The 21,809-nt window shown below is 56.6% G+C and carries 19 protein-coding genes; 6 read left to right on the top strand and 13 right to left on the bottom strand.

From position 1 onward, the window contains the following. Position 1 precedes the first annotated feature (1 nt). Positions 2 to 883, top strand: a complete 882-nt coding sequence (locus GS646_RS08470) for a fructose bisphosphate aldolase (protein ID WP_171183059.1) — start codon at positions 2 to 4, stop codon at positions 881 to 883. 160 nt (positions 884 to 1,043) lie between these two features. On the opposite strand, the gene GS646_RS08465 is transcribed toward GS646_RS08470, so the two are convergent. Continuing rightward, on the bottom strand, positions 1,044 to 1,391 hold the full coding sequence (locus GS646_RS08465) for a hypothetical protein (protein ID WP_171183061.1): 348 nt from the start codon (positions 1,389 to 1,391) through the stop codon (positions 1,044 to 1,046). A 397-nt stretch (positions 1,392 to 1,788) separates the two neighbouring features. Here GS646_RS08465 and GS646_RS08460 point away from each other — a divergent pair, with 397 nt between their 5' ends. The 3 genes from GS646_RS08460 (at position 1,789) to GS646_RS08450 (ending at position 5,893) form a co-directional block, all read left to right on the top strand. Beyond that, on the top strand, positions 1,789 to 2,757 hold the full coding sequence (locus GS646_RS08460) for a TAXI family TRAP transporter solute-binding subunit (protein WP_171089876.1): 969 nt from the start codon (positions 1,789 to 1,791) through the stop codon (positions 2,755 to 2,757). A 98-nt stretch (positions 2,758 to 2,855) separates the two neighbouring features. Continuing rightward, positions 2,856 to 5,465, top strand: a complete 2,610-nt coding sequence (locus GS646_RS08455; RefSeq protein WP_171183062.1) for a TRAP transporter permease — start codon at positions 2,856 to 2,858, stop codon at positions 5,463 to 5,465. Then, the gene (locus GS646_RS08450) at positions 5,462 to 5,893 is read left to right on the top strand and encodes a universal stress protein (protein WP_171183065.1); all 432 of its coding nucleotides are present in this window, start codon (positions 5,462 to 5,464) and stop codon (positions 5,891 to 5,893) included. The genes GS646_RS08455 and GS646_RS08450 overlap by 4 nt, the downstream gene beginning before the upstream one ends. Positions 5,894 to 5,907: 14 nt before the next feature. Here the strand turns inward: GS646_RS08450 and GS646_RS08445 are convergent, their stop codons facing one another. The 3 genes from GS646_RS08445 to GS646_RS08435 are packed head-to-tail and all read right to left on the bottom strand — an operon-like array spanning position 5,908 to position 9,996. Next, positions 5,908 to 6,948, bottom strand: coding sequence for a lipocalin-like domain-containing protein (locus GS646_RS08445; protein ID WP_171646911.1), 1,041 nt, complete (start codon positions 6,946 to 6,948; stop codon positions 5,908 to 5,910). Continuing rightward, positions 6,938 to 9,352, bottom strand: coding sequence for an ABC transporter permease (locus GS646_RS08440; protein ID WP_171646914.1), 2,415 nt, complete (start codon positions 9,350 to 9,352; stop codon positions 6,938 to 6,940). Before GS646_RS08440 ends, GS646_RS08445 begins: the two co-directional genes overlap by 11 nt. Then, the gene (locus GS646_RS08435; protein ID WP_171183071.1) at positions 9,349 to 9,996 is read right to left on the bottom strand and encodes an ABC transporter ATP-binding protein; all 648 of its coding nucleotides are present in this window, start codon (positions 9,994 to 9,996) and stop codon (positions 9,349 to 9,351) included. The genes GS646_RS08440 and GS646_RS08435 overlap by 4 nt, the downstream gene beginning before the upstream one ends. A gap of 173 nt (positions 9,997 to 10,169) precedes the next feature. On the opposite strand from GS646_RS08435, the gene GS646_RS08430 reads away from it, so the two are divergent. Next, positions 10,170 to 10,604, top strand: a complete 435-nt coding sequence (locus tag GS646_RS08430) for an ion channel (protein ID WP_171183073.1) — start codon at positions 10,170 to 10,172, stop codon at positions 10,602 to 10,604. Here GS646_RS08430 and cls read toward each other — a convergent pair. The 3 genes from cls to GS646_RS08415 all read right to left on the bottom strand — a co-directional run bounded on the left by cls (position 10,601) and on the right by GS646_RS08415 (position 14,694). Further along, positions 10,601 to 12,013, bottom strand: coding sequence for a cardiolipin synthase (cls, locus tag GS646_RS08425; RefSeq protein WP_171646917.1), 1,413 nt, complete (start codon positions 12,011 to 12,013; stop codon positions 10,601 to 10,603). The two genes, GS646_RS08430 and cls, sit on opposite strands and share 4 nt — an antisense overlap. A 22-nt stretch (positions 12,014 to 12,035) precedes the next feature. Then, on the bottom strand, positions 12,036 to 13,010 hold the full coding sequence (locus GS646_RS08420) for an HAD family phosphatase (RefSeq protein WP_171183077.1): 975 nt from the start codon (positions 13,008 to 13,010) through the stop codon (positions 12,036 to 12,038). A gap of 73 nt (positions 13,011 to 13,083) precedes the next feature. Continuing rightward, complete coding sequence (locus GS646_RS08415; RefSeq protein ID WP_171183079.1) at positions 13,084 to 14,694, bottom strand: arylsulfatase; 1,611 nt, start codon at positions 14,692 to 14,694, stop codon at positions 13,084 to 13,086. Positions 14,695 to 14,893: 199 nt separating this feature from the next. Between GS646_RS08415 and GS646_RS08410 the strand changes: the two genes are divergently transcribed. After that, complete coding sequence (locus GS646_RS08410; protein ID WP_171183081.1) at positions 14,894 to 15,574, top strand: Crp/Fnr family transcriptional regulator; 681 nt, start codon at positions 14,894 to 14,896, stop codon at positions 15,572 to 15,574. A gap of 2 nt (positions 15,575 to 15,576) precedes the next feature. On the opposite strand, the gene GS646_RS08405 is transcribed toward GS646_RS08410, so the two are convergent. The 6 genes from GS646_RS08405 to GS646_RS08380 form a co-directional block, all read right to left on the bottom strand. Then, entirely contained in the window at positions 15,577 to 16,800 is a 1,224-nt protein-coding gene (locus tag GS646_RS08405; protein ID WP_171183082.1) for a BatD family protein, read from the bottom strand. Next, positions 16,797 to 18,218 carry a VWA domain-containing protein gene (locus GS646_RS08400; protein ID WP_253758529.1) on the bottom strand — a complete coding sequence of 474 codons (1,422 nt, stop codon included), beginning with the start codon at positions 18,216 to 18,218 and terminating at the stop codon, positions 16,797 to 16,799. The genes GS646_RS08405 and GS646_RS08400 overlap by 4 nt, the downstream gene beginning before the upstream one ends. A gap of 80 nt (positions 18,219 to 18,298) precedes the next feature. Continuing rightward, positions 18,299 to 19,282 carry a VWA domain-containing protein gene (locus GS646_RS08395; protein WP_171646922.1) on the bottom strand — a complete coding sequence of 328 codons (984 nt, stop codon included), beginning with the start codon at positions 19,280 to 19,282 and terminating at the stop codon, positions 18,299 to 18,301. Continuing rightward, positions 19,282 to 19,755, bottom strand: coding sequence for a DUF4381 domain-containing protein (locus tag GS646_RS08390; RefSeq protein ID WP_171646925.1), 474 nt, complete (start codon positions 19,753 to 19,755; stop codon positions 19,282 to 19,284). Before GS646_RS08390 ends, GS646_RS08395 begins: the two co-directional genes overlap by 1 nt. Continuing rightward, positions 19,752 to 20,699 carry a DUF58 domain-containing protein gene (locus GS646_RS08385; protein ID WP_171646927.1) on the bottom strand — a complete coding sequence of 316 codons (948 nt, stop codon included), beginning with the start codon at positions 20,697 to 20,699 and terminating at the stop codon, positions 19,752 to 19,754. The genes GS646_RS08390 and GS646_RS08385 overlap by 4 nt, the downstream gene beginning before the upstream one ends. Before the next feature lie 17 nt (positions 20,700 to 20,716). Next, positions 20,717 to 21,694, bottom strand: coding sequence for a MoxR family ATPase (locus GS646_RS08380; protein WP_171646928.1), 978 nt, complete (start codon positions 21,692 to 21,694; stop codon positions 20,717 to 20,719). Between the last annotated feature and the right edge of the window lie 115 nt (positions 21,695 to 21,809).

Here is a 21,809-nt window from a genome sequence, read left to right as displayed (position 1 = left end):
TATGTCCAAAGCAGAACAGCGCGTACAGATGTCCAACGGAGCAGGCTTTATCGCCGCACTGGATCAAAGTGGTGGATCGACCCCCAAGGCGCTGGCGCTGTATGGGGTGGACGCATCGGATTACGCCTCGGAAGAAGAGATGTTTGGCGAAATCCAGAACATGCGCGCGCGGATCATTCTGGCGGACGACTTCACCAAGGATAAAGTGATCGGTGCAATCCTGTTCGAACGCACGCTGGGTGAAGAAATCGACGGCCGCAAGGTTGCGGATTACCTATGGTCGGTCAAAGGCATCGTTCCGTTCCTGAAAATCGACAAAGGTCTGGAAGAGACCGCGAATGGCGTCCAGATGATGAAACCGATCCCGGGTCTGGCCGAAACGCTGGCCAAGGCAGAGGGTGTGTTTGGCACCAAGGAACGTTCGGTGATTCATGAAGCCAACGCCGAAGGCATCGCTGCCGTTGTGGCGCAGCAGTTCGATGTAGCCCGCGAGGTCGTTGCCGCAGGCATGGTTCCGATTGTCGAGCCCGAAGTTAACATCAACTCGGAAACCAAGGCCGAGGCGGAAGACATCCTGAAGGCTGAAATCCTGAAAAACCTGGATCAGTTGGCCGAGGGGCAGGACATCATGCTGAAACTGACAATCCCGAGCGCGGCAAACCTTTATGATGAAGTGGCTGATCACCCGCGCGTGGTGCGCGTGGTTGCCTTGTCAGGTGGGTATTCGACCGAGCAGGCGTGTGATTTGCTGGGCCAGAACGGCAAGATGATCGCGTCGTTTTCGCGTGCGCTGACCGAAGGTCTGTCGAAACAGCAATCTGATGCCGAGTTCAATGCCGCCCTGGGCAGCAACATTGAAAAGATTTTTGAAGCTTCTGCTTAAGCCACTGATAAAACAAAAGAAGCGGCGTGTATGCGCCGCTTCTTTTTTCTGACCACTCGGCTTAAATCAGGTATTCGATTTCAAAATTCCGCAAAGCTGAGCGTTCAGTTTTAACGCCGAAATAGCACCATTTGGCGGAAGCTATCCCGTGTCGGGCTCCTCAGGATACCGGACACGTGCCCCGGTCAAATTTTTGAACCGCGCCTTTGACCATCATGTCGTATTTCAAGCTGTCATAGTTCACGACAAACGTGACGACCTTTCCGTCCTGCATCAACAGAAACGTCATTGATTCTCCGACAGGATAAATTGCGGCTTCGCCTTCAAGGTCGCCTGTGGAAAGATAGCCTTTGTCCGAACCGCCTGACCGTTTCAAAGTTACGTTGCTGCCGTCCACATCTGACACACATTCAACTGAAAAATCATCTTGTTTCAGAGCGTTATTTGCCAAAGCAGGGGTTGCTGCCGCAGCCGCAACCGCGAGCACGCAGAGGTATTTCTTTGCCATTTTGAAGTCCAAAGTTGGGGGTTTTCTGTTCGCTGGGTCCGGCAATATGGGCAATCATTACATCCGAACCTAACGAGCAGGTGCCTTCCATTTGCGCCAGGAATGAGGCGTATGTTTGAACTTTAAGTGTCGTTGGAAATACCGGGTCAGCGCGCATTGCGCTGATGGGGAAACTTCGCAATTCAAGCTCATATATGCGGTTTGAGGCGGTCAGACCGGGCGGCGGCCTTGACAATCAGCGTCTCTGAATGAAACCTCACAAGGGTTGGGAGAAATTGGAAAATTCAAAGAGTTGTACCTGTTGCGGGACGGGCCGGATTGTATTATCGGCACGCTTCCCTGAGCAGGTCGACCCACTTGGGTTCCAACTGCCAGATAAAAAATTGGGAGTTAAAACATGAAAAACAGCAGCAAACTGAGCCTTGGCGCGTTTGTGACGGCGGCCATGATGGCACCAGCCGCGTATGCGGAAGAGTTCATCACAATCGGCACCGGTGGCGTAACCGGCGTGTATTACCCGACAGGAGGCGCGATCTGCCGTCTGGTGAACAAAGGCCGCAAGGAACATGGCGTGCGCTGCTCGGTCGAATCGACCGGTGGTTCGGTCTACAACATCAACACCATTCGCGAAGGCGAACTGGAGTTTGGTGTGGCACAGTCAGACTGGCAGTACCATGCCTATAACGGCACCTCGAAGTTCGAAGAGGCTGGCCCGTTCGAAAACCTGCGCGCCGTTTTCTCGGTTCACCCCGAGCCGTTCACCGTTGTGGCCCGCGCCGATTCCGGCATCACCAATTTTGAGGACCTGAAAGGCAAGCGCGTCAACATCGGCAACCCCGGTTCCGGTCAGCGCGGCACCATGGAGGTTCTGCTGGGTGAAATGGGCTGGACCACGGGCGATTTCGAACTGGCGACCGAACTGAAGGCGGCTGAACAGTCGGCTGCACTGTGCGACAACCAGATCGATGCGATGGTTTACACCGTCGGTCACCCTTCGGGTTCGATTCAGGAAGCCACCACCGCATGTGACTCGGTTCTGGTGAATGTCAGCGGCGAAGCCGTGGACAAACTGGTCAACGACAACTCGTTCTACCGCACCGCAACCATTCCCGGTGGCATGTACCGTGGATCTGATGGCGACACGTCGACCTTTGGTGTGGGCGCAACCTTTGTGACGTCAGCAGACGTATCGGAAGATGCGGTCTATGCGGTTGTCAGCTCGGTCTTCGAGAACTTCGATGACTTCAAAAAGCTGCACCCTGCATTTGCCAACCTGAAGCCCGAAGAGATGATCGCGGACGGCCTGTCGGCACCGCTGCATCCGGGTGCTGAAAAGTACTACAAAGAAAAAGGCTGGATTCAGTAAGCCAGACCTGACGCAGGGTGCCTTCGGGCGCCCTGCACACAACCCGTGTAAAACGGGGTTCCAAAAGGCCGGAAAAGGCCGTGACGGGGAGACATTTTATGAGTTCCGACACACAATCCAATCGCCCGCTATCTGAAGAAGAGCTTCAGGATCTGGTTGCGTCTTCCGACGCCGGCGGGCGCAACCCGGTCGGCAACGTCGGGATTTTTCTGGCCATCGTGGCTGCAATCTGGTCGATTTTTCAGGTTGTTCTGGCCTCGCCAATCTCGAACTATGTCCTTCCCGGAAGCGTTGTGAACAACTCGCGCCAGTTCCATCTGGCTTTTGCGATGTTTCTGGCCTTTGCGGCTTATCCGGCGCTGAAGTCCAGCCCTCGGAACTATATCCCGATTCAGGACTGGATCATGGGTATTCTGGGCGCGTTTGTCGCGCTTTATGGGTATTTCTTCTACGACAAGATCGTCAATGCGGGCGGGCTTGCCGATGACACGGACAAGTGGATCGCATTGGGCGGCCTGCTACTGTTGTTCGAGGCCGCGCGCCGCGCGCTTGGCCCGGCCATGGCGATCATCGCGACGATCTTTTTGGCTTATGTCTTCTTCGGTTCATCCGAATGGGTGCCCGAAGTTATCCGCTGGAAAGGCGCGAGCCTGAAAAAGGCCATGAGCCATATGTGGATCACGTCAGAAGGTGTGTTTGGCATCGCTCTTGGCGTTTCCACGAAATTCGTCTTCCTGTTCGTTCTGTTTGGCGCCTTGTTGGATAAGGCCGGGGCAGGGAACTATTTCATCAAAATGGCCTTCGGGGCGCTTGGCCATCTGCGTGGCGGCCCTGCGAAGGCTGCCGTTGTGGGCTCTGCCGCGACCGGGCTGATCTCGGGTTCGTCGATTGCCAACGTTGTAACCACCGGCACCTTCACCATTCCGTTGATGAAACGGGTGGGCTTTTCCAGCGAACAAGCTGGCTCGGTCGAGGTTGCGTCTTCGGTAAATGGCCAGATCATGCCACCGGTTATGGGCGCTGCGGCCTTCCTGATGGTGGAATATGTGGGCATCTCATATGTCGAGGTCATCACCCACGCCTTCTTGCCTGCTGCGATTTCCTACATCGCGCTGGTCTATATCGTCCATCTTGAAGCGGTTAAGCGGAACATGCCAACCCTGGGCGACCGGGATGTGCATTTGGCGCGGACCGTTGTTGGGATGTTGTCTTTCTTCGTGGTATTTGCCGGTCTGTGCTATAGCTCGCAATTCCCGGTGGATGCGGTGACAAGTTGGGCACCTTCGGCGGCTGGATTGATCCTTAGCCTGATCGTTTGCGCCATCTATGTCGTGTTGCTTTATCTGGCCGCTCAGGTGCCGGATCTTGAGCCCGACGATCCAAACGCCAAAGAGGTCACGCTGCCGGTCATTGCAGACATCTACAAGGCAGGTCTGCACTATCTGCTGCCGATTATTGTGCTTGTCTATTTCCTGATGATCGAACAGAAATCTCCTGGTTTGTCAGCCTTTTGGGCAACCGCGTTACTGTTCGTGATCCTGCTGACGCAAAAACCGCTCAAGGCGGTCTTCCGCGGCGAAAGCGATGTGTACAACCGCTTTATCGACGGTGTGGCCGACCTGTGGCAGGGCCTGATCGACGGCGCGCGGAACATGATCGGGATCGCTTTGGCCACAGCCACGGCGGGCGTGATCGTGGGTACGGTGACGCTGACCGGTGTAGGACAGGTGATGGCCGATCTGGTCGAGTTCCTCTCGGGTGGCAACCTGATCCTGATGCTGATCATGGTCGGTATCCTCAGCCTGATCCTAGGTATGGGCCTGCCGACCACGGCGAACTATATCGTCGTCAGCTCGTTGATGGCTGGTGTGGTTGTCGAACTGGGCGCGCAAAGCGGGCTGATCGTGCCGCTGATCGCTGTCCACCTGTTTGTCTTTTACTTCGGTATTATGGCGGACGTGACACCGCCTGTGGGTCTGGCCAGTTTCGCGGCCGCTGCTGTCTCGGGTGGTGATGCGATCAAGACCGGTTTCACGGCGTTCTTCTACAGCCTGCGCACTGTGGCGTTGCCGTTTGTGTTCATCTTCAACACCGACCTGTTGTTGATCGATGTGACATGGGTCGAAGGCATAATCGTCGCCATATTCGCCACCATAGCCATTCTGGTCTTTACTGCCGGTACAATGGGGTACTTCCTGACCCACAGCCGGATCTATGAAAGCATCGCGCTGATCTTTGTGGCCTTTGCCTTGTTCAGGCCGGACTTCTTTATGGACCGCATTTCGCCTCCGTTCCAATCGGTTGAACCTGCTGCGTTCGAAGAGACAATCGGTCAGGTTCCACCCGGAACAGAGATGCGGCTTGTTGTGTCCGGGCCAGACTTCGACACGCTTGAAATGACTGATACAACTGTGGTGGCCACGGTGGGTTCGGAAGACGGCGGCGCAGCGCGGGTCGAGGCGTTGGGGCTAATCCTGATCCCTGAAGACGGCGTTGTTAAACTGGACGAACCGTTCCCAGGAACACCGCTTTCAGGCGATCTGGATATCTTCGATTATTACGGGGATGAGGCCGTAAGCCTGACCTCGGTCAGCTTGCCGTCCAGTCAGCCACCCAAGCAGTTGGTCTATATCCCTGCGATGGTTCTTCTTGGCCTCATCGCGCTTTTGCAACGCGGCCGGGCCGCCAGACGAGAGGTGCTTGCATGACACGTTCAGTTCTATGCGCCATTGATATCAGCAATGGTGAGATTGATGTGCCGGTTCTGCAAAAGGCGGCCGCTCTGGCGGACCTGGAAGGGGCGCAGCTGGATGTTGTGACCGTGCTGCCGGATTTTGGTGAAAGTTGGGTGTCAGGGTTCTTTGAGGCCGACTTCCACGACAAGGCTTTTGAAGAGGCGCAGGCCACTCTGACATCGCTGTGTGTCAAAGCACTGGGGTCAGAGAGAAATGAAACTATCCGCCATGTTGTGGCGACAGGAACGGCCTATCAGGAAATCCTGAAAACTGCTGAAGGCGCCGGGTCCGATTTGATCGTAATCGGTGCGCACAAGCCGGATTTCAAGGATTACCTGCTGGGTCCCAACGCATCACGTGTTGTGCGACATTCTTCGGTTTCTGTTTACGTCGTGCGCTGAACAGACTTCAGGGATCAATACCCTGTCATCTCAAGGTATCCGATGCCTTCATGGCTTCCGGTTACGGTGACAGGTCCTTCCCAATACTCAAAGCGGGTTCCCATCCATGCTTCGGGTGTGATGGCAGAAACGTCAACTTCAACACCCCGATCCGGTAAGGCAACGCGCCAGTGTGTTGGAACCTCGCGCCCTGCGACTTGGTCCGTGGCCAGCGGCGTCATTTGGACGGTTCCGTTAGGGATAGCCTCGGTACTGCCGTCGGCATTGATCCAAGTGGCCGAGGTAAAGTCGCCGCGCCCCCCACGCAATCGAAAAGCCATCATCTTGTCGCCGCCCTCGAAGCTGAGGGAAAACCAATCCCATCCACTTTGATCCGCAGCAAGCGGCTGCGACGACCATTCACGGTCCAACCAACCCTGGCCTGTGACGTGCACATCGCCGTCTGGCAGTCGAAGAACACCTTCAACCGCGTAAAAAGGCTGCGAGTAATAATAGCTGGCCTGACCATCCGCAGATTTGACCGAATACCCTGCATCGCCGTGAAACACCAATGGCCCCTGAGCGGTCAGCGACAGATCATAGCTGAAATCCTCTCCGTTGGCCGTCAGGGTAAGGGTGTCGAAATCAGGACCGGCCATGCGCCATTCGTCGATCCACGCCTCAAAGGGTTCAGCGGTTACGCCTGCCTGACCAATCCCGCCACGCGAAAGACGCTCAGCGAAGTAATGCGTGTCAGGCGTTGTTGTCGCCGCGTGACCCATCCAGATTTGCGGGCTTTGCCAACCGGCGGTTTCAAAGGGCTTCAGAGCAGATCGGAACAGGGTCCACTGAACACCATAGTCGCGCCCATCTTCACCCTTGAGGTTGGCCGTCAGATACCACCATTCGATCCGGTAAGCCGGATGGGGGCCATGATCCTTGGGGAAATCGAACGCATACCCTTCTTTCGGTACATCAAAGCCCTCGGCTGATCCGCCCAAACCTGCATAGCCCTGTGCCCAAAGCGGCAGTGGACAAGTGATGAGCAAGCAGAGCAATAGGGTTTTAACGTTCATTGGCGAACACTCTCAGCAAGTCGGCAGGGGGCAGGCGCAGCATCCGCAACGCGGGCAGGGCTGCTGCAATTATGGCCGCCACAAGCGTCAACAAAAATAGCCACAGCCAGTCCCATGGGAAGACGAACATGGGAAGCCGCCAACCGAAGGCCTGTACGTTGATCACTGCCAGCAGAACCCATGCCAGGATCAGTCCCAGCGGCAACGCAAGGACTGCCGTCAGTGCAGCCAGCAACACGCTTCGCAAGAGCTCCAGCCGTGCCAGTTGCACCAGGTTCAGCCCCAGCGCCCAAACAGGGGCGATTTGCGGCAGGCGTTGTGTCCACAGCGTCAACAGGCTGGTCAGGATGGCGAATCCCGCCACGCCAAGGGTCAGAACGTTCAGCGCAGATGTCACAACAAAGGTCTTCTCAAAGATCGCCAGTGATTGCGCCTTCATGGCCGCTTGCTGAACCACAGACAGCGGCGGCAGGTCAAATTGGGCGCGCAGGGTTTGTGCCATTGCAGTCGCGTCTTCCGGTGGCATGCGGATACCAAACCTCCGCATCTCGGCCCCCGGTGCGATACGATCCAGTTGCGCCATTGAAACGATGGCTTGACCCGTTGGATTGCCATAGTCGGAATAGACCCCTGCGATCGGCAAAACGTGGTTCTGGGCAAGTTGTAGCTGGGCACCGGGCCATAAAGACGCGCGTCGCGCCAGTTGTTCGTTGATAAGCACGGCGTCTCCGGCCATCACATCATCCCAAACAGTGGCGGTTGAGGCAATCAACGGCCAGTACTGCCGGTACACGGGATCATCCACCACGCCGTATAAGAATAACGGGCCGGTTTCATGGGGCAGTTCTACGCTGCGGATCGGCAAAATGGCATCGACCTGAGGGCGCAGCCAAATGGTCATCTCGCGTGCCTGATCTTCGTCACGCGCAGTCACGTACAACTCGGCCGTCAGCCGTTGATCCAGCCAGCCGACAAAGGTTAACCTGAAGCTGGAAACCATTGTTCCCACGCCAATATTTGCCGCCAAGGCCAGTAACAGCGCCATCAGGGCCAAAGACAGGCCAGGCAATTGCGCCCGTAGGTCTGCCCAGACCCATTGCGCAACAGGACCACGCGCCGTACGTGCCAGTACAGACAGAGCCATGGCCAGAAGCGATGGCAACAGCAAGGCCGCACCTGTCAGCAATCCGGCCAATAAGGTGAAACCTGCAACAAGCCCTCCAATGCTGACATAGGCCAGCGATCCTCCGACAATCAGGATCAGACCCATTGCTCCGACGATGTGGCGCGCGCGGGAATTGCTCTGCCACGCCTGCACGCCCGGTCCTTCGAGCAAAGGCATGTTGGACAAGCGCCACAACGCGTGACCGCTGGCCAGCAGGGTTCCGAAAACTGCCATAGCGATTCCAGCGACAACCCACTGAGGTTGCAGCGTCAGTTGTCCGGTCACAGGCGCGCCATAGAGCCCACGCAAAGTTGCGGCGACATCAGGCAGCAACGCTCCGGCCAGAAAGAAGCCCAACAGCAATCCAAGACTGCCTCCGATCAGGGCCAACAGGGTTAATTCGGTCAGTACCAGCCAAACCAGCCGACGCATGGACACGCCTAAAGCACGCAAGGTGCGGATCATGCCGCGTCGCTGGGCAAAGGCCAGACCAACGGTGCCATTGACGATGAACAGCCCAACGGCAAAAGACAGAAGTCCAAACGCCGACAAGTTCAAATGAAAGCTGTCGGTCAACTGAGCGGTATCGACTTGCGCTGAGGGGCTGATGCGGTCCAGTTCAGGTGCGACCTGATTGAGAGGGGGCAGGTCGCGCGGTTGGTTCGGCAGCACGACAAGCCGCGAGATGACGCCTGTTTGGTTCAACAGGCCCTCGGCCACGCCGATGTCAGTCAGAATAACGTCCGAAGGCAGGGCTGAGGTGGTCAGAATGGGGGGCAGGCTGTCTTGACCACGCAGCAGCACCTCTAATTCGGGTGATACAAGAATGCGGCCCGGAGAGGTCAACATGTCCACAGGCTCAGGCGGAGCTGCGCTCTGTTCCGCTTCAGTCACGGCAGGCAGGGCAGGGTAGGCAACCATATCCACGCCCATTAGGCGCAAGGTTCGTCCGCCGATACGGTATGGGCCTTCCAGAACGGCTGCAACCTGCCAGCCTGCACGGCGCAGGTCGACATAACGAGAGACTGAAATCGGTCCCGACGGGTCTCGAAGCTCGTCAAATTGGCCGATGGCCAATTGAGCGTTGGCCCGCGCATAGCTTGCACGCGCTTCGGCGTTGATGGCTTGTACAGCCGACCACAAACCGGTGGCCAAAGCGATGCCGACCAGCAAGGTCGCCAGTTGTAACCGATGCACCCGCCAATGGGACATCAGGGCCTGAATGACGGGCCATGTCATTGAATCCGCCCGCCGCTCAGCGTGACTTGACGGTCCAGTCGCGCGGCGATTTGTTGGGAATGCGTCACCAGCAACAGTGCCGCTTTGGTGTCGGCGACAAGTGACAACATCAGGTCCAGTACGGTTGCGCTGGCGGTTTCGTCCAGATTGCCGGTCGGTTCATCAGCCAGCAGCAGCTTGGGACGCGCTGCCATGGCGCGGCCAATGGCAACCCTTTGTTGCTGACCGCCCGACAGGTTCTCGGGGTAACGGTCCTGCAAGTCTGACAGGCCCAGTCGTTCCGCCAAATGGCTGTTCCAAGCAGTATCTTCGACACCGGCAAGGCGCGCATGAAAAGACAGGTTCTGTGCAACCGTCAGGGACGGGATCAAATTGAATTGTTGAAACACCAGCGACACATGGTTCCGGCGCAGCGCCGCCCGCCCTGCATCATCCAGCGTGGACAGACGTGTATCCCCTAATGTGATCTCGCCCCCGTCAAAGCTGTCCAGGGCTGCGACAAGGTTCAGCAGGGTACTTTTGCCGCTGCCGCTTTCACCGGTCAGGGCCAAAGTTTGCCCCTGATCCAGAACCAGAGATACATCGCGCAGCACCGGACGCCCGCCGGGATAGGATTTCTGGACACGGTCGATGGTCAACAACATGATCTGCCTTCTTTTCTTCCAAGAATTTGCGGCGGAAATCCAAACTGTCCAGTACAGACCATCACCCGGTTCCATTCGCCGCAGGTGAACTTGGTATTGGCCGGGGTTGTGCCTTGTAACTCAAAAGGTCATTCTGCCCTGACGATCCACTGCCGTAAATCAGGATGAAAAACATGACGTTGCTGCATCAGATCATTTGGGGCAGTACCTTTCTGGGGCTCTGCTTTGTGATCGAAATCCTGTTGCTGACCTGGTGCACCGTCACGATTATCAAATGGGACAAAAAATGGGCGGACAAAGGTGTGTATATCGGAACCGCTGCGCCCATAGCAGTATCTTTGGCGTTCATCGTCGCAACGCACACGATACAGGTCTGGATTTGGGCCATAGTTTGGGTGCTGCTTGAGGTGCTGCCGGATTGGAATACGGCCATATATTTTTCATTGGTGACATTCACGACATTGGGCTACGGCGACATCGTGCTGGGTGAAGGGTTGCGTATCTTTGGCTCTTTCGCGTCGGTCGCTGGACTGTTGGCCTTTGGTCTGTCGACGGCTTACCTGGTTGCAATGATGACACGGGTCTTTCAGGAAAAGTTCTTTTCCTAAAGGATCGGAGCAAACAACCGCGCCAGAGGGGACCCAAAGCGGATATGAACAGGTTGCTGGGCCAGAGCGCGCGTCAGTTCATAACTGTTCTCGAAATCTGCTTGCAGCATCTCTGCGACCCGGTTCGCGGCCCTGACATCAAAGAACAGGGCCATCGCCTCGAAATTCAGTCGGAAAGAGCGGTTGTCCAGATTGGTGGTGCCTACCGCTGCCAGCGTGTCATCGACCACAAAAGCCTTTTGATGCATGAAGCCGTCGGTATAGCGAAAAATACGCGCGCCGCAGTCACGAGCTTCGTCAAAATAGGCGAATGCGGCCAGCCAGGGCAGGCGGTGGTCGATCATATCGGGCACCAGAATGCGCACATCCACCCCGCGCATTGCCGCGTGTTGCAGAGCGGTCATCACGTCGATATCCGGTACAAAATAAGGTGAAGCAATCCAGAGCCTTTCCTTAGCTGCAGCAATGGCGGCAAAGAACATCATCGCACCGGTTTCCGTTTCGTCACCGGGACCGGTGGCAACCAACAAGGCGTTCATGTCTTGCTCGGCTTCGGAGCCCGCCCAATCCAACTCGTCGATCAGATCTTCGTCCCGAGCCCAGTGCCAGTCTTCGGTGAAAATCAACTGCAATTGGCGCACGATATGGCCGGTCATCTTTAGGTGCGTGTCGCGCCAATGACCGAAATGCTTGTCCTGCCCCAGGTATTCCACGCCAACGTTGTGACCGCCTATGAACCCGGTTTCCCCATCGATGACAACGGTTTTGCGGTGGTTTCGATAGTTGAGTTGAAATCGGAAATTGGGGCCGCGCTGATCCTTCGGATTAGCCACGTCAATCCCGGCCTCCTGAAGTGTTTCGAGATAATCCGAGGGGAGGCCGTAACTGCCCACCGCGTCGGCCATGAAACGGACGCGCACCCCTCGCTTGGCCGCAGCAATCAGCTTTTCCTGCAGCTGCAGGCCCAACGCGTCAGCGCGCACGATGTAGAATTGTATCAGGATATAGCTTTTGGCCGCATCGATGGCGTCGAAGATTGCGTCAAATGTGGCCTGTCCATCGATTAGTAGCTCGGCCCCGTTCCCGCGTGAGACCGGCAAATGCGCCAAAACTTCGAACGGACGCGGGTTAATCGACATGCGCGCGGGATCGGGTTTTGAAAAGTCGGCGAAGGTTTTGATGCCTTCGACAACGCGTTCGCTTTCCTGACGTGCGATGCGGTATCCGCGAAAGCGATGGTGGCCCAGAAACAGGTAGGCGGGCACTGCGAAAAAAGGGGCCGAGACCAAAAACACAACCCAGCCTACGGCGCCTTGAGGGGTCCGCGCTGTTTGCGCCGCGCGGACGACGAACACTGCTGCCGTCGCATAGAGGGCAAAGACGACGGCAGAAACAAGCAATGTCCACATAAGGTTAAGGCTCCGGGATGGGTCAGTTCGCCCCAGTGTAGACCCGAGTCCAATCCTGCGCCATATCCACAATGACCCAACCCATGTCGGGGCCTTTGTCCAGCCCGTCTGCCAGCTTTCCAATGGCGCTTTCGCGGTCATAGGCCCATTCGCGGTCAGCATCCGTGTGATGAATCAGTACGCCCAATCTGGGACCGTCACCGGCGGTGACCCACTGCATCATCGCAAAATCACCGTCCGAGTTTCCGCCGGCCAGAATCGGGCGCTTGCCGATTGTGCGTTCGATGTTGATGGGTTTGCCTTCTTTGTCATCAATGAACGCGATACCCGGCGCCTTGACGATCGTTGGCGTGCCATCAATCACCTCATAGCTGGTGTTGCCATAGGTTCCCAAAATCTGATTGGGCGGAATGCCATAGGCTTCTTCGGCGAACACACGCATGAAATGCAGGCCACCGCCCGAGACAATGTATGTGGTGAACCCTTCATCCCGCAAATAGCGCAACAGTTCGACCATCGGTTGATAGGTCATTTGATCGTAAGGAAGATCGGTATAGGGATGACGCTCTGTCGCCAACCAATCGGCCACAGCAGCCTGGAACTCTGCAACGCTGTCACCGGAATGCGTGGTGTTCACGACTTCAATCAACGCGTCATGACCACCCTCTAATACCGTTGCCAAATCTCCTTTGGCGGCGGCTTCCAATACGGGTGTTGTCAGGATCGACGGATCTTGTTCTGCCATTTCTGCAAGGCGGTCCATGGCAAATATGAACTGGAAATAAACGGGCTGTTCCGCCCAAAGCGTTCCATCATTGTCGAAGACAGCTATTCGGTCCGATGGGGTCACATAGTTGGGACTGTTTTGGCTGGTCACGCCGTCGACAAAGGCCACAATCTGGTCTTTGGCATGACTGTTGGTCCAACTGGGCAGCGGGTCGGCAAGCAGTGATAGCGGGGCGTAGGCAAGAACTGCGCTGAGAACTAAGTGTCGCATGAATTGCTCGTTTAATTTCAAGATAAAAAGGGCCGCCATTGAAGTGGCGGCCCGGTTTGGATTTACACGCGACTTAGTTGTTTGTCGGTGTCGCGAGCTTTTCCATAACCTGATCCAGGTTGAAGCTTGCGGCTTTCTGGCGCGGTGGGAATTCCTCGAAGGTTGCGAGGAAATTGCCCACATATTGCTGTGCCGGTACCAGGAAATACGCGCGATCCAGCAGCCAGTCATAATAGGTGTTGGACGTGCGATAAGCGCGCTCATACGGGTCACGACGCAGGTTCACGATCAGCGGGATGCGCAACTCGGTCCAGGGTTCGATCCATGCGCGCAGCGTTGCCCAAGCTTTCTGCTCAAGGAAGATCAGCTTCCAGTCGTCGTAGCGCAGCGCTGTCAGGTCGCCGTCATCCGAGAAATAGAAGATCTCGGCGCGCGGGCTTTCAGTCGTCTCACCGGTCAACAGGGGCAGGATGTTGTAGCCATCCAGATGCACTTTGTAGTCACGCCCCATGCCGGACGAGCTATAACCTGCTTTCAGCTTTTCCTTGATGTCGGGATCGCCAGCAACCGCCAGATAGGTCGGCAGCCAGTCCATATGGTGCACGATCTCGTTCGTAACCGATCCGGCTTCGATCTGACCGGGCCAACGGACCATTGAAGGAACGCGCCAGCCGCCTTCCCAGTTTGTGTTTTTCTCACCCCAAAACGGTGTGGCCGCGGCATCCGGCCATGTGTTCATGTGCGGGCCGTTATCGGTCGAGTAGTGAACGATGGTATTGTCGGCAATGCCAAGTTCGTCCAACAGATCAAGCAATTGTCCAACATGCATGTCGTGCTCGATCATGCCGGCTGTGTACTCGTCGGCAACGCCACCAAAGATTTCGTTGGCCTGTTGGCGCATTTCATCTTTGACATGGGTGCGGAAGTGCATGCGCGTTCCGTTCCACCAGACATAGAAGGGTTGTCCCTGTTCATGCGCACGCTTGATGAAGTCGATTGCGGCAGCAACAGTTTCATCATCCACCGTTTCCATGCGCTTGCGGGTCAGCGGACCAGTGTCCTCGATCGTGCCGTCCGCCTTGGACTTGATCACGCCACGCGGACCATACGCTTCACGGAACGTGCGGCCATCGGCCAGAACCTGATCGCCGGGATAGTCTTCGTTTTCCGGCTCTTCTTCCGCATTCAGGTGATACAAGTTCCCGAAAAACTCATCAAAACCATGGTTTGTCGGCAGATGTTCATCTTTGTCACCAAGGTGGTTCTTACCGAACTGACCGGTTACGTAACCGTGGTCCTTCAGCAGGCCCGCAATTGTTGGATCTTCAACTTGCATACCCAGATCAGCACCGGGCAAACCAACTTTCGACAGACCTGTGCGGAACACCGACTGACCCATGATGTACGACGACCGACCGGCGGTGCAGGACTGCTCGCCGTAATAATCTGTGAAGATCATGCCTTCTTTCGCAACGCGGTCGATGTTCGGCGTCTGGTAGCCCATCAGGCCCATCGTGTAGGCCGAGATGTTGGACTGACCGATATCGTCACCCCAGATAACCAGGATGTTGGGCTTTTGATCCTGCGCCCACGCGGGCAGGGCCAGTGCAACAGCGACCGAAGCTACCGCGACTTTGCGTATCGTGCTGCGCCAACTTTCTGTAATCGAACGAGGTGGTGACATAGTTTGCTCCTGAACTGACCGGGTCTTAATGACCCGTTGAAGTAAAAGTAATTGAAGGCGATCATTATTTTATCAGATCGGCCAACAAGGTATTGATTCCCGAAAGGAAAAATTCGCATTACGTCGAGAATCGAATAGCCTTACCTTAGGCTATGACAATGTCTTGGAACCTATCATATGATGAGATTGAAGAATACTAATGTTTGATAATCCGCGTGATAGAAAGCGATTGTTGGGCCGTGGCTGGTTTGGTGCGCGTGGGGCGCGGTTTCAGGCGGACCTGCTGGCCTGCGGGACAGAAAAAAACTTCACGGCGGACGAAGCGCTTTACCTGTACGGGGATTTGGCCAATGGGGTTTATGCGGTCCTGGATGGCGCGGTTCAGATCACGGCTCCTGCTGACGACGGTCAGGAATTCGTAGTGCACAGGCAAGGTGGTGGGTTCTGGATCGGTGATCTGGCCCTGTTTGCCGACGCCAACAGGCTGGTGAGCGTCATTGCCACTCAAACCACGCGAACGCTGTTTTTCCCGTCGTCGCGGTTGGACAGGCTGGTCGACGATAATCCCGACTACATCCGTGATTTTTACGCCTTGTCGCATGAAAACATGCAAACTGCTTTGCGTATTATGGCCAATCTTGCCGTGACAGGAACGGAAAAGCGTCTTGTTCTGCGTCTGTTGCACTTGGACGAGGGGACCGCGAAATCCGATGGGTGGATTGTGATATCCCAGGATGAACTGGCAGCAATGGTGGCCGTTTCCCAACCGACGTTACATCGCAACTTGCATCGTCTCGCGGATTTGGGGCTGATCGAGCTTGGGTATGGGCGTGTGCGCCTGAAGGACCGACGGCAGTTGATTGCCTCATGTCAGTGCTGAGCTCAGGGGTTGAGCGGCGGCAACGGGTTCGCTGGCGATTGCGCGGATTGCTTCAGTGACGCGAGCGCCGACAACGCCGCGGCCCAATCCTCGGTCTTGGTGTCGGGGTGCGCCGAGTATCTGGCGGCTCCAATCTGGGCGAGGTGCTGGTCCAAACTGGTGGTTTGACTGGCCATGCCGCTGCGGGACTTCCACATTTCCAAAGCTGTGTAAGCCGCCGCAATATCATGATCTTGCAGTGAATTCTTGAGTTCACCCAACGCATAGTCGGGCGAAGCCAGGAACGCATCCCGCCGAAGCTGGCGCAATCGGTCGACACGCGGGCGCAGGAATCGGATGGTAAGCCATAAGAACAGCGCAAAAGCCACCAACCAAACTGCGAACCTTAGTATGGTTTCCGCGTCCGGCGGTTGCCATTGCGGTCGGGCCAGTGTCAAGTCGACCGGGGCAATGTCGATGGTTTCGACCTGGTTGCTGTCCAGATTGTACCAGCGAATCGAGATCGGAGGCAGCTGCGTCTGGCCGCCGTCCTGCGCAAGGTAGACGACCTCGTCCACACGCTGCCCGGACAGAACGCCCCGGTCCTCATTTTCAGTGAAGCGTGGCTCTTTAGGATAGGCTCGCAGCAGCGGGTCCGGGTTGCCGGGGATCAATTCGGGCACCAGAAACGGCGTTGTTCCAGAGATCTTGGCGGTCAGGCGGCGCGTGATTGATCCACCATTCTCCATATTTGGGTCCCCGTCGATCTGCTGATCTACCGTAAGACCGGTTGCGATGATAAGCGGATCCAAGTCGCGTGCGCCCTCTGGGACCACGGCGTTTAAGGTCAAGTCCGGCAAGGGCACGCTGACCTGAACCGGCGCATTTGTTTCGGGGTCGGCAAAGGTGACTACGACGTCCTGCGCACCAAACGCAATTTCTCCGGCGCTCAGAGGATAGAGGCGATAACTGCGTTGAACGCCGGACCAGGTTTCACCTTCGACGGTTTCACTCACTGGTCCCGAAGCACGTTCCGGCAGGCGCATCAACAGGTTCTCTTGCTCAAGCGACGGGAACACCGGAGGCGAGGGCATGAATGTTGGCACTAGCACCTTGATGCGCACAATTGCGGGTTGCCCAACGATAACGGGTTCCGTAGGTGTTTCGGCGGTCACCTGTGGCTGGACGCCGGTCTGGGCGAACAGTTCAGTCGGAATTAGAAGCATAAGAAGGGCGAGGTATCTCATTGCTTCTGCTCCTGATTTTCTAACAGGAACCGGTTGCGAAGAAAGTCCTGCATGTCGGTATCAATCGTGCTGATCCATTGATCAGCGGACATGGCCTGCGATCCGTCTTTCGGAGCCTGAATTGTCGTCTGTTCACCACGCCCTGCGTCGTTGTCAAAGACCGTGTCATCAGCCCCGATCCCGGCTTCTTCACCTGTATCAGACTGTTCGCGCGTAGTTTCAACATAGTCGAGGATCGCTTTCGAGACCTCGAGGTTATGCTGAGCTTCTGGCCAATCCGGCCGGCGTTCCAATGCGACTTCAAAGGACGCGATGGCCGGACGATACTCGCGGTTTCGTATGCGCGCCATACCTTCGGAAAACGCGGCTTCGGGCGTATCCAGCTCGGCAAAAATCGCAGCAGCTTCAGGGTATTGCCCGGCCTTTAGGCGTGCATAGCCTTCCTGATACGGGTCCTGAAACAACTCGGTCGCTTCAGCATAGCGCTTTTGGTTCATCGCGATTTGGCCCTGTTGGTCCGGGGTCAAGAACCAATCCCGCCAGCCATCGGCATAAGCCGGGCCAGACGGGGACCAAATGCAAAAGGTGAGCAGTAGCGACCGGATCACCCAACCTCTGCGAAACCAAAGCAATGACAGAAAGGCGGCTGGCCAGGCCAGCAACCATCCTTTGTCTTGCCAGTCTAGGCGGTCATCATCATCCAGTGCGGCTGTGTATGCTGATTGAATGTGACGTTGTAAGCGGTTGATATCCCGATCATCGCTTGAGAACGGAACCACAGTTGTCCCTTTCAAGCCGTCGAGTTGCGTGATGCTTTGACCATTTGGCAGCATTGTCAGAAAGAACACTGGCACGGTGGCGGTCTCGAAATCCGACAGTTGCGAGGGGTCGAGGTCGTCCAACACGAACAGGACAGCGCCGGGCGTTTCGCTATCGTTCAGGATCGTCTCGGCCAGCGTCAGCGCATTAGCGGCTGCATCCCCCTGTTTAGGCATAACGGCGGGGGTGAGGCCCTCCAGCAGCGGGCGCAGGATATTGGCGTCTTCGGTCAAAGGTGCGACACGATGCGGGGTGCCGGCATATGCGATCAAGGCAGTTCGGGCACCCACGCGCGCATTGATCAGATCGGTGACTTTGAACTTGGCGCGATCCAGACGAGACGGGGCCAAGTCTGGTTCTTCCATGCTGTCGGTCACCTTCAGGGCGATCACCAACGGAGCGGTGTCCGCAACCAGCGGGTTGGGTGCCCGTGACCATGTTGGCCCCGCAGCAGCCAGTGTGACCAGAATCGCCGCAATCATCGCGACGTCAATTGGATAGAGGCGTCTCGCATTGTCAGCCCCCAACTCAAGTGCAGCAGCAAGGTGCGGTGCAATCCCGGACATCTCTTGAGCACGGGGTTTGGGCTTGGGGCGCATCAGCCACCACAGAGCCGCAATCGGTATGAGGAGCAGGAGCCAAACCGCTCGAATAAAATGGAAATCTGTTAAAACGCCAGTCATGCAGCACCTTTGCGCTGTCGGGCGACGTGCTGGACAGACAATGTCATCAGCATCAACACAACGACCAATCCAAGTGGATAATGCGCAAGGCTTTCTCGTGGTCGATAGCTTTGCGTTTCCACAATTCTTGGGTTGAGCTCATCAATGCGGGCGTATGTTTCGGCCAGCGCATCCTGATCATTGGCAAAGAAATACGCTCCACCTGTTCTGTCTGCGATATCCTTTAGCGCATCCAGGTCGACCCGATCCTCGCCCGACGCGTCTGGGTCGCCAACGCCGACCGTATAGATGACAACGCCTTTTTCCGCTGCAATAGCCGCCGCATTGACCGGTGTCATGCGGCTAGAGGTGTCAGCGCCGTCGCTCAGGACGATCATCAGACGTTGGTCAACCTCGCTGGATTCAAAGGTGCGGATACCCAGTCCTATGGCATCCCCAAGAGCCGTGTTTGGTCCAGCCATGCCGACTTGTGTTTGGTCCAGAAAGCCGTTCAAACTGTTGAGGTCTTCGGTAAACGGGGCTTGCACAAAGGCGCGGGTGCCAAAGATGATCAAGGCCATCCGGTCGCCTTGTCGCTCCGCAATAAACTGGCGCAATACGTCCTTGACCGCAGCAAGGCGTTGAGTTGGCGCGCCGTCTGACGAGGTGAAATCCCTCTGGTCCATTGAACCCGAGATGTCCAAAGCCAGAACCACGTCTCGAGCTGACTTTTCGACAACGACCGGTTCTCCCAACTTTTCAGGCCGGGCCATCGCAAAAATCAGAAGGCACCAGATCACAACGACGGTTCCCGTCTGAAAGGCCGCACGGCGCGGGATGACGGACCCTGATCGGGGCTCGACACCAGCGGCCTTTGCAACATGGCGGAAGAAAGGAATGCGGATCGAGCTGCTTTTCTCGCGGTGAGGCGGTGCAAGCCAGTACACCAAAGCGGGAAGCGGCAGTAGGACGAAAACCCAAGGCGCGGCAAAAGAAAACATTACGCATTCCTTTCGCGTTTGTGGGACCTGATCCATTGCTGTGCTAGCTTCGTCAGTTCGGGACTGGCGGGCACGGTGGTGTAGGGCGCCGCCGTAAGAACGCGAGCCTCCACATCAGAAAAATGCGTATGGTCAGAAGTTTGCGTCAGAAATCTGACCCACTCGTCTCCATGAAGGGAAGCAACCCGACTACGTGGAAAGGCAACAAGTGCTGTGCGGCGCATGATCTCGGCGATCTTTGCGGGATTGTCTTTTGCCACCGCCAGTTCAGTCAGCGCCTCGCGCCGATAGGCATTCATCCGTCGATGGCGAAAATACGCATGAAAACCAAAAGCGATCAGCGCTGCAACAAGAGCGGCAAGAGCGAGCCATCCCCAAGTTTGCGGCACCATGGACACCGGGTCCGGTGCAGGAGCGGGCTCAAGCATGTCCAGCAGATCGACCAGTGATTTGCCTTCGACGTCTACACTCATCTGCGGCCTCCGGCATGGCCAAATAGCCTCAGCAGTTGGTCGAGGGTTGGTTCCGCCGTCGTCAATGGCACGATGGGGAAGCCATAGCGGCGTGACCAAGTTTGCAACTGAGACAGCCGATCTTCCATCGCATGACGGATACGGTCCGACAAACCTGTGTCCGCGCTGTTCAATTCGATCTGGTTGTCTCCATCCGAAACAGTCAGCCTGAGGTTTGGAACCAACTCGCGAGAGCTTGGGTCTGAAATATTGAATAAAATTAAATCATTAGAAGCGGAAAGTTCACGCACCAAAATCTCGGAACTGTCGTCCAACCCGTCGAAATCCGAAAAGACGCAAATCAGTGTGTTGGTATGCGCAATGCGGGCGGCCTGTTTCAGCACGGCGTTCAAAGTCACGGTCGCATCGTCGCGCTGCGAGGCGCGCAAACTACTGTTCAGCGCGCCCAGTGATGACAAAAAACGCGTTAGCGCGGCAGGTCGCCGTTGCGGGCGATGTTCCGCCAGATCAGTGTCGCCAAAGACGAGCCCTCCGACCCGGTCGCCTTGGCCCAACACTCTGTGGGCGGAAATCGCCGCAGCCTCGGCCGCGATCACGGACTTCATAAAAACTTGCGTGCCAAAAAACATCGAAACGCGCTGGTCGACCAGCAAAAGGGCCGGACGGTCGCGTTCTTCGGTATAAACCCTAACGTGCGGCTTTCCTGTGCGAGCCGTGACTTTCCAATCGATGGTTCGAATGTCATCGCCGGGCAGATAGTTGCGCAGTTCTTCAAAATTCAAACCGCGCCCGCGCAAGCGCGAAGCGTGCCGTCCGTTGAGGATGGAACGGGCGGGTTGACGTGGCAAAAGGCTGATCGCGCGCGACTTTGGCCCCAACCGTAGCAGGTGGTCCGAATCCACATGGATGCGCGGGTCGTCGGGATATGCGGCGGTCTGGGACACGCGGCGTTCCTTAGCTATCAGGGCAGCGCAACAAGCTGCAGGATTTCCGATATCACATCATCGGCGGATTTCGCGCTGCCTTGCGCCTCGAAGCTTAGGGTGATGCGATGTCGGAATACGTCATGGGCGATGGCGCGTACGTCGGCTGGGTCTACATAATCACGCTGGTTCATCCAGGCATGGGCGCGTCCACATTTGTCCAGTGCCAGCGAAGCGCGCGGGCTAGCGCCGATGTCTATCCAACTGGCCAATTCCTCGCTCAGCGCACCGGGGGTCCGTGTGGCTTGCACCAGATCGGCCATGTAACGGTCCATCGCATCAGAAACGTGGATCTGCCCGATCTCGGCGCGTGCGGCAAATACGGCGTCCTGAGGGATCGTCGGCGGCGCATCCTTGGCCCCGCCTTGGCCTGCGGCAATCTCTTCTCTGCGTACTAGTCGGATTACTTCAACTTCGTCTTCGACCGGGGGGTAAGTGATCTGGACATGCATCAGGAACCGGTCCATCTGCGCCTCCGGCAAGGGGTAGGTACCCTCTTGTTCGATCGGGTTTTGCGTTGCCATCACGATGAACAACGGTTCCATTTTATGTGTGGTACCTGAGACGGTTACCTGCCGCTCTTCCATTGCCTCAAGCAGCGCTGCCTGAACCTTGGCGGGTGCGCGGTTGATCTCGTCCGCAAGAACGATATTGGCAAAGATCGGGCCAGGCTCGAACCGGAAGGTTCCGCCATCGTCGGTTTGCTGAAAGACCTCGGTGCCAGTGACGTCCGAGGGCAAAAGGTCGGGCGTGAACTGGATGCGGCTGAAACTGGCGTCCAGATTGCGGGCCATCGCCTTTACCGCGCGGGTTTTAGCCAAACCGGGCAGTCCTTCGATCAGCATATTGCCGTTGGCCAATATCCCGATCAACAAGCGGTCGATTACGTCTGTTTGTCCGATGATGGATTGCCCCATGCGGGCCTTGAGATCATTTATCTGATTAAGTGCATTCATTTAGCGGGTCCAATCGGCGTCCACATTCGGCGTTAGCAACGTGGTTGTTCAAAAAAAAGGCTGAGAGCAGAAAATCTGTCGTGACGCCCGTATGTTAGCAATGTTCATTCAGACG

This window comes from Ruegeria sp. HKCCD4315, assembly GCF_013112245.1.
Taxonomy (GTDB): Bacteria; Pseudomonadota; Alphaproteobacteria; order Rhodobacterales; family Rhodobacteraceae; genus Ruegeria.
This window is presented reverse-complemented; position numbering and strand designations above follow the sequence as displayed.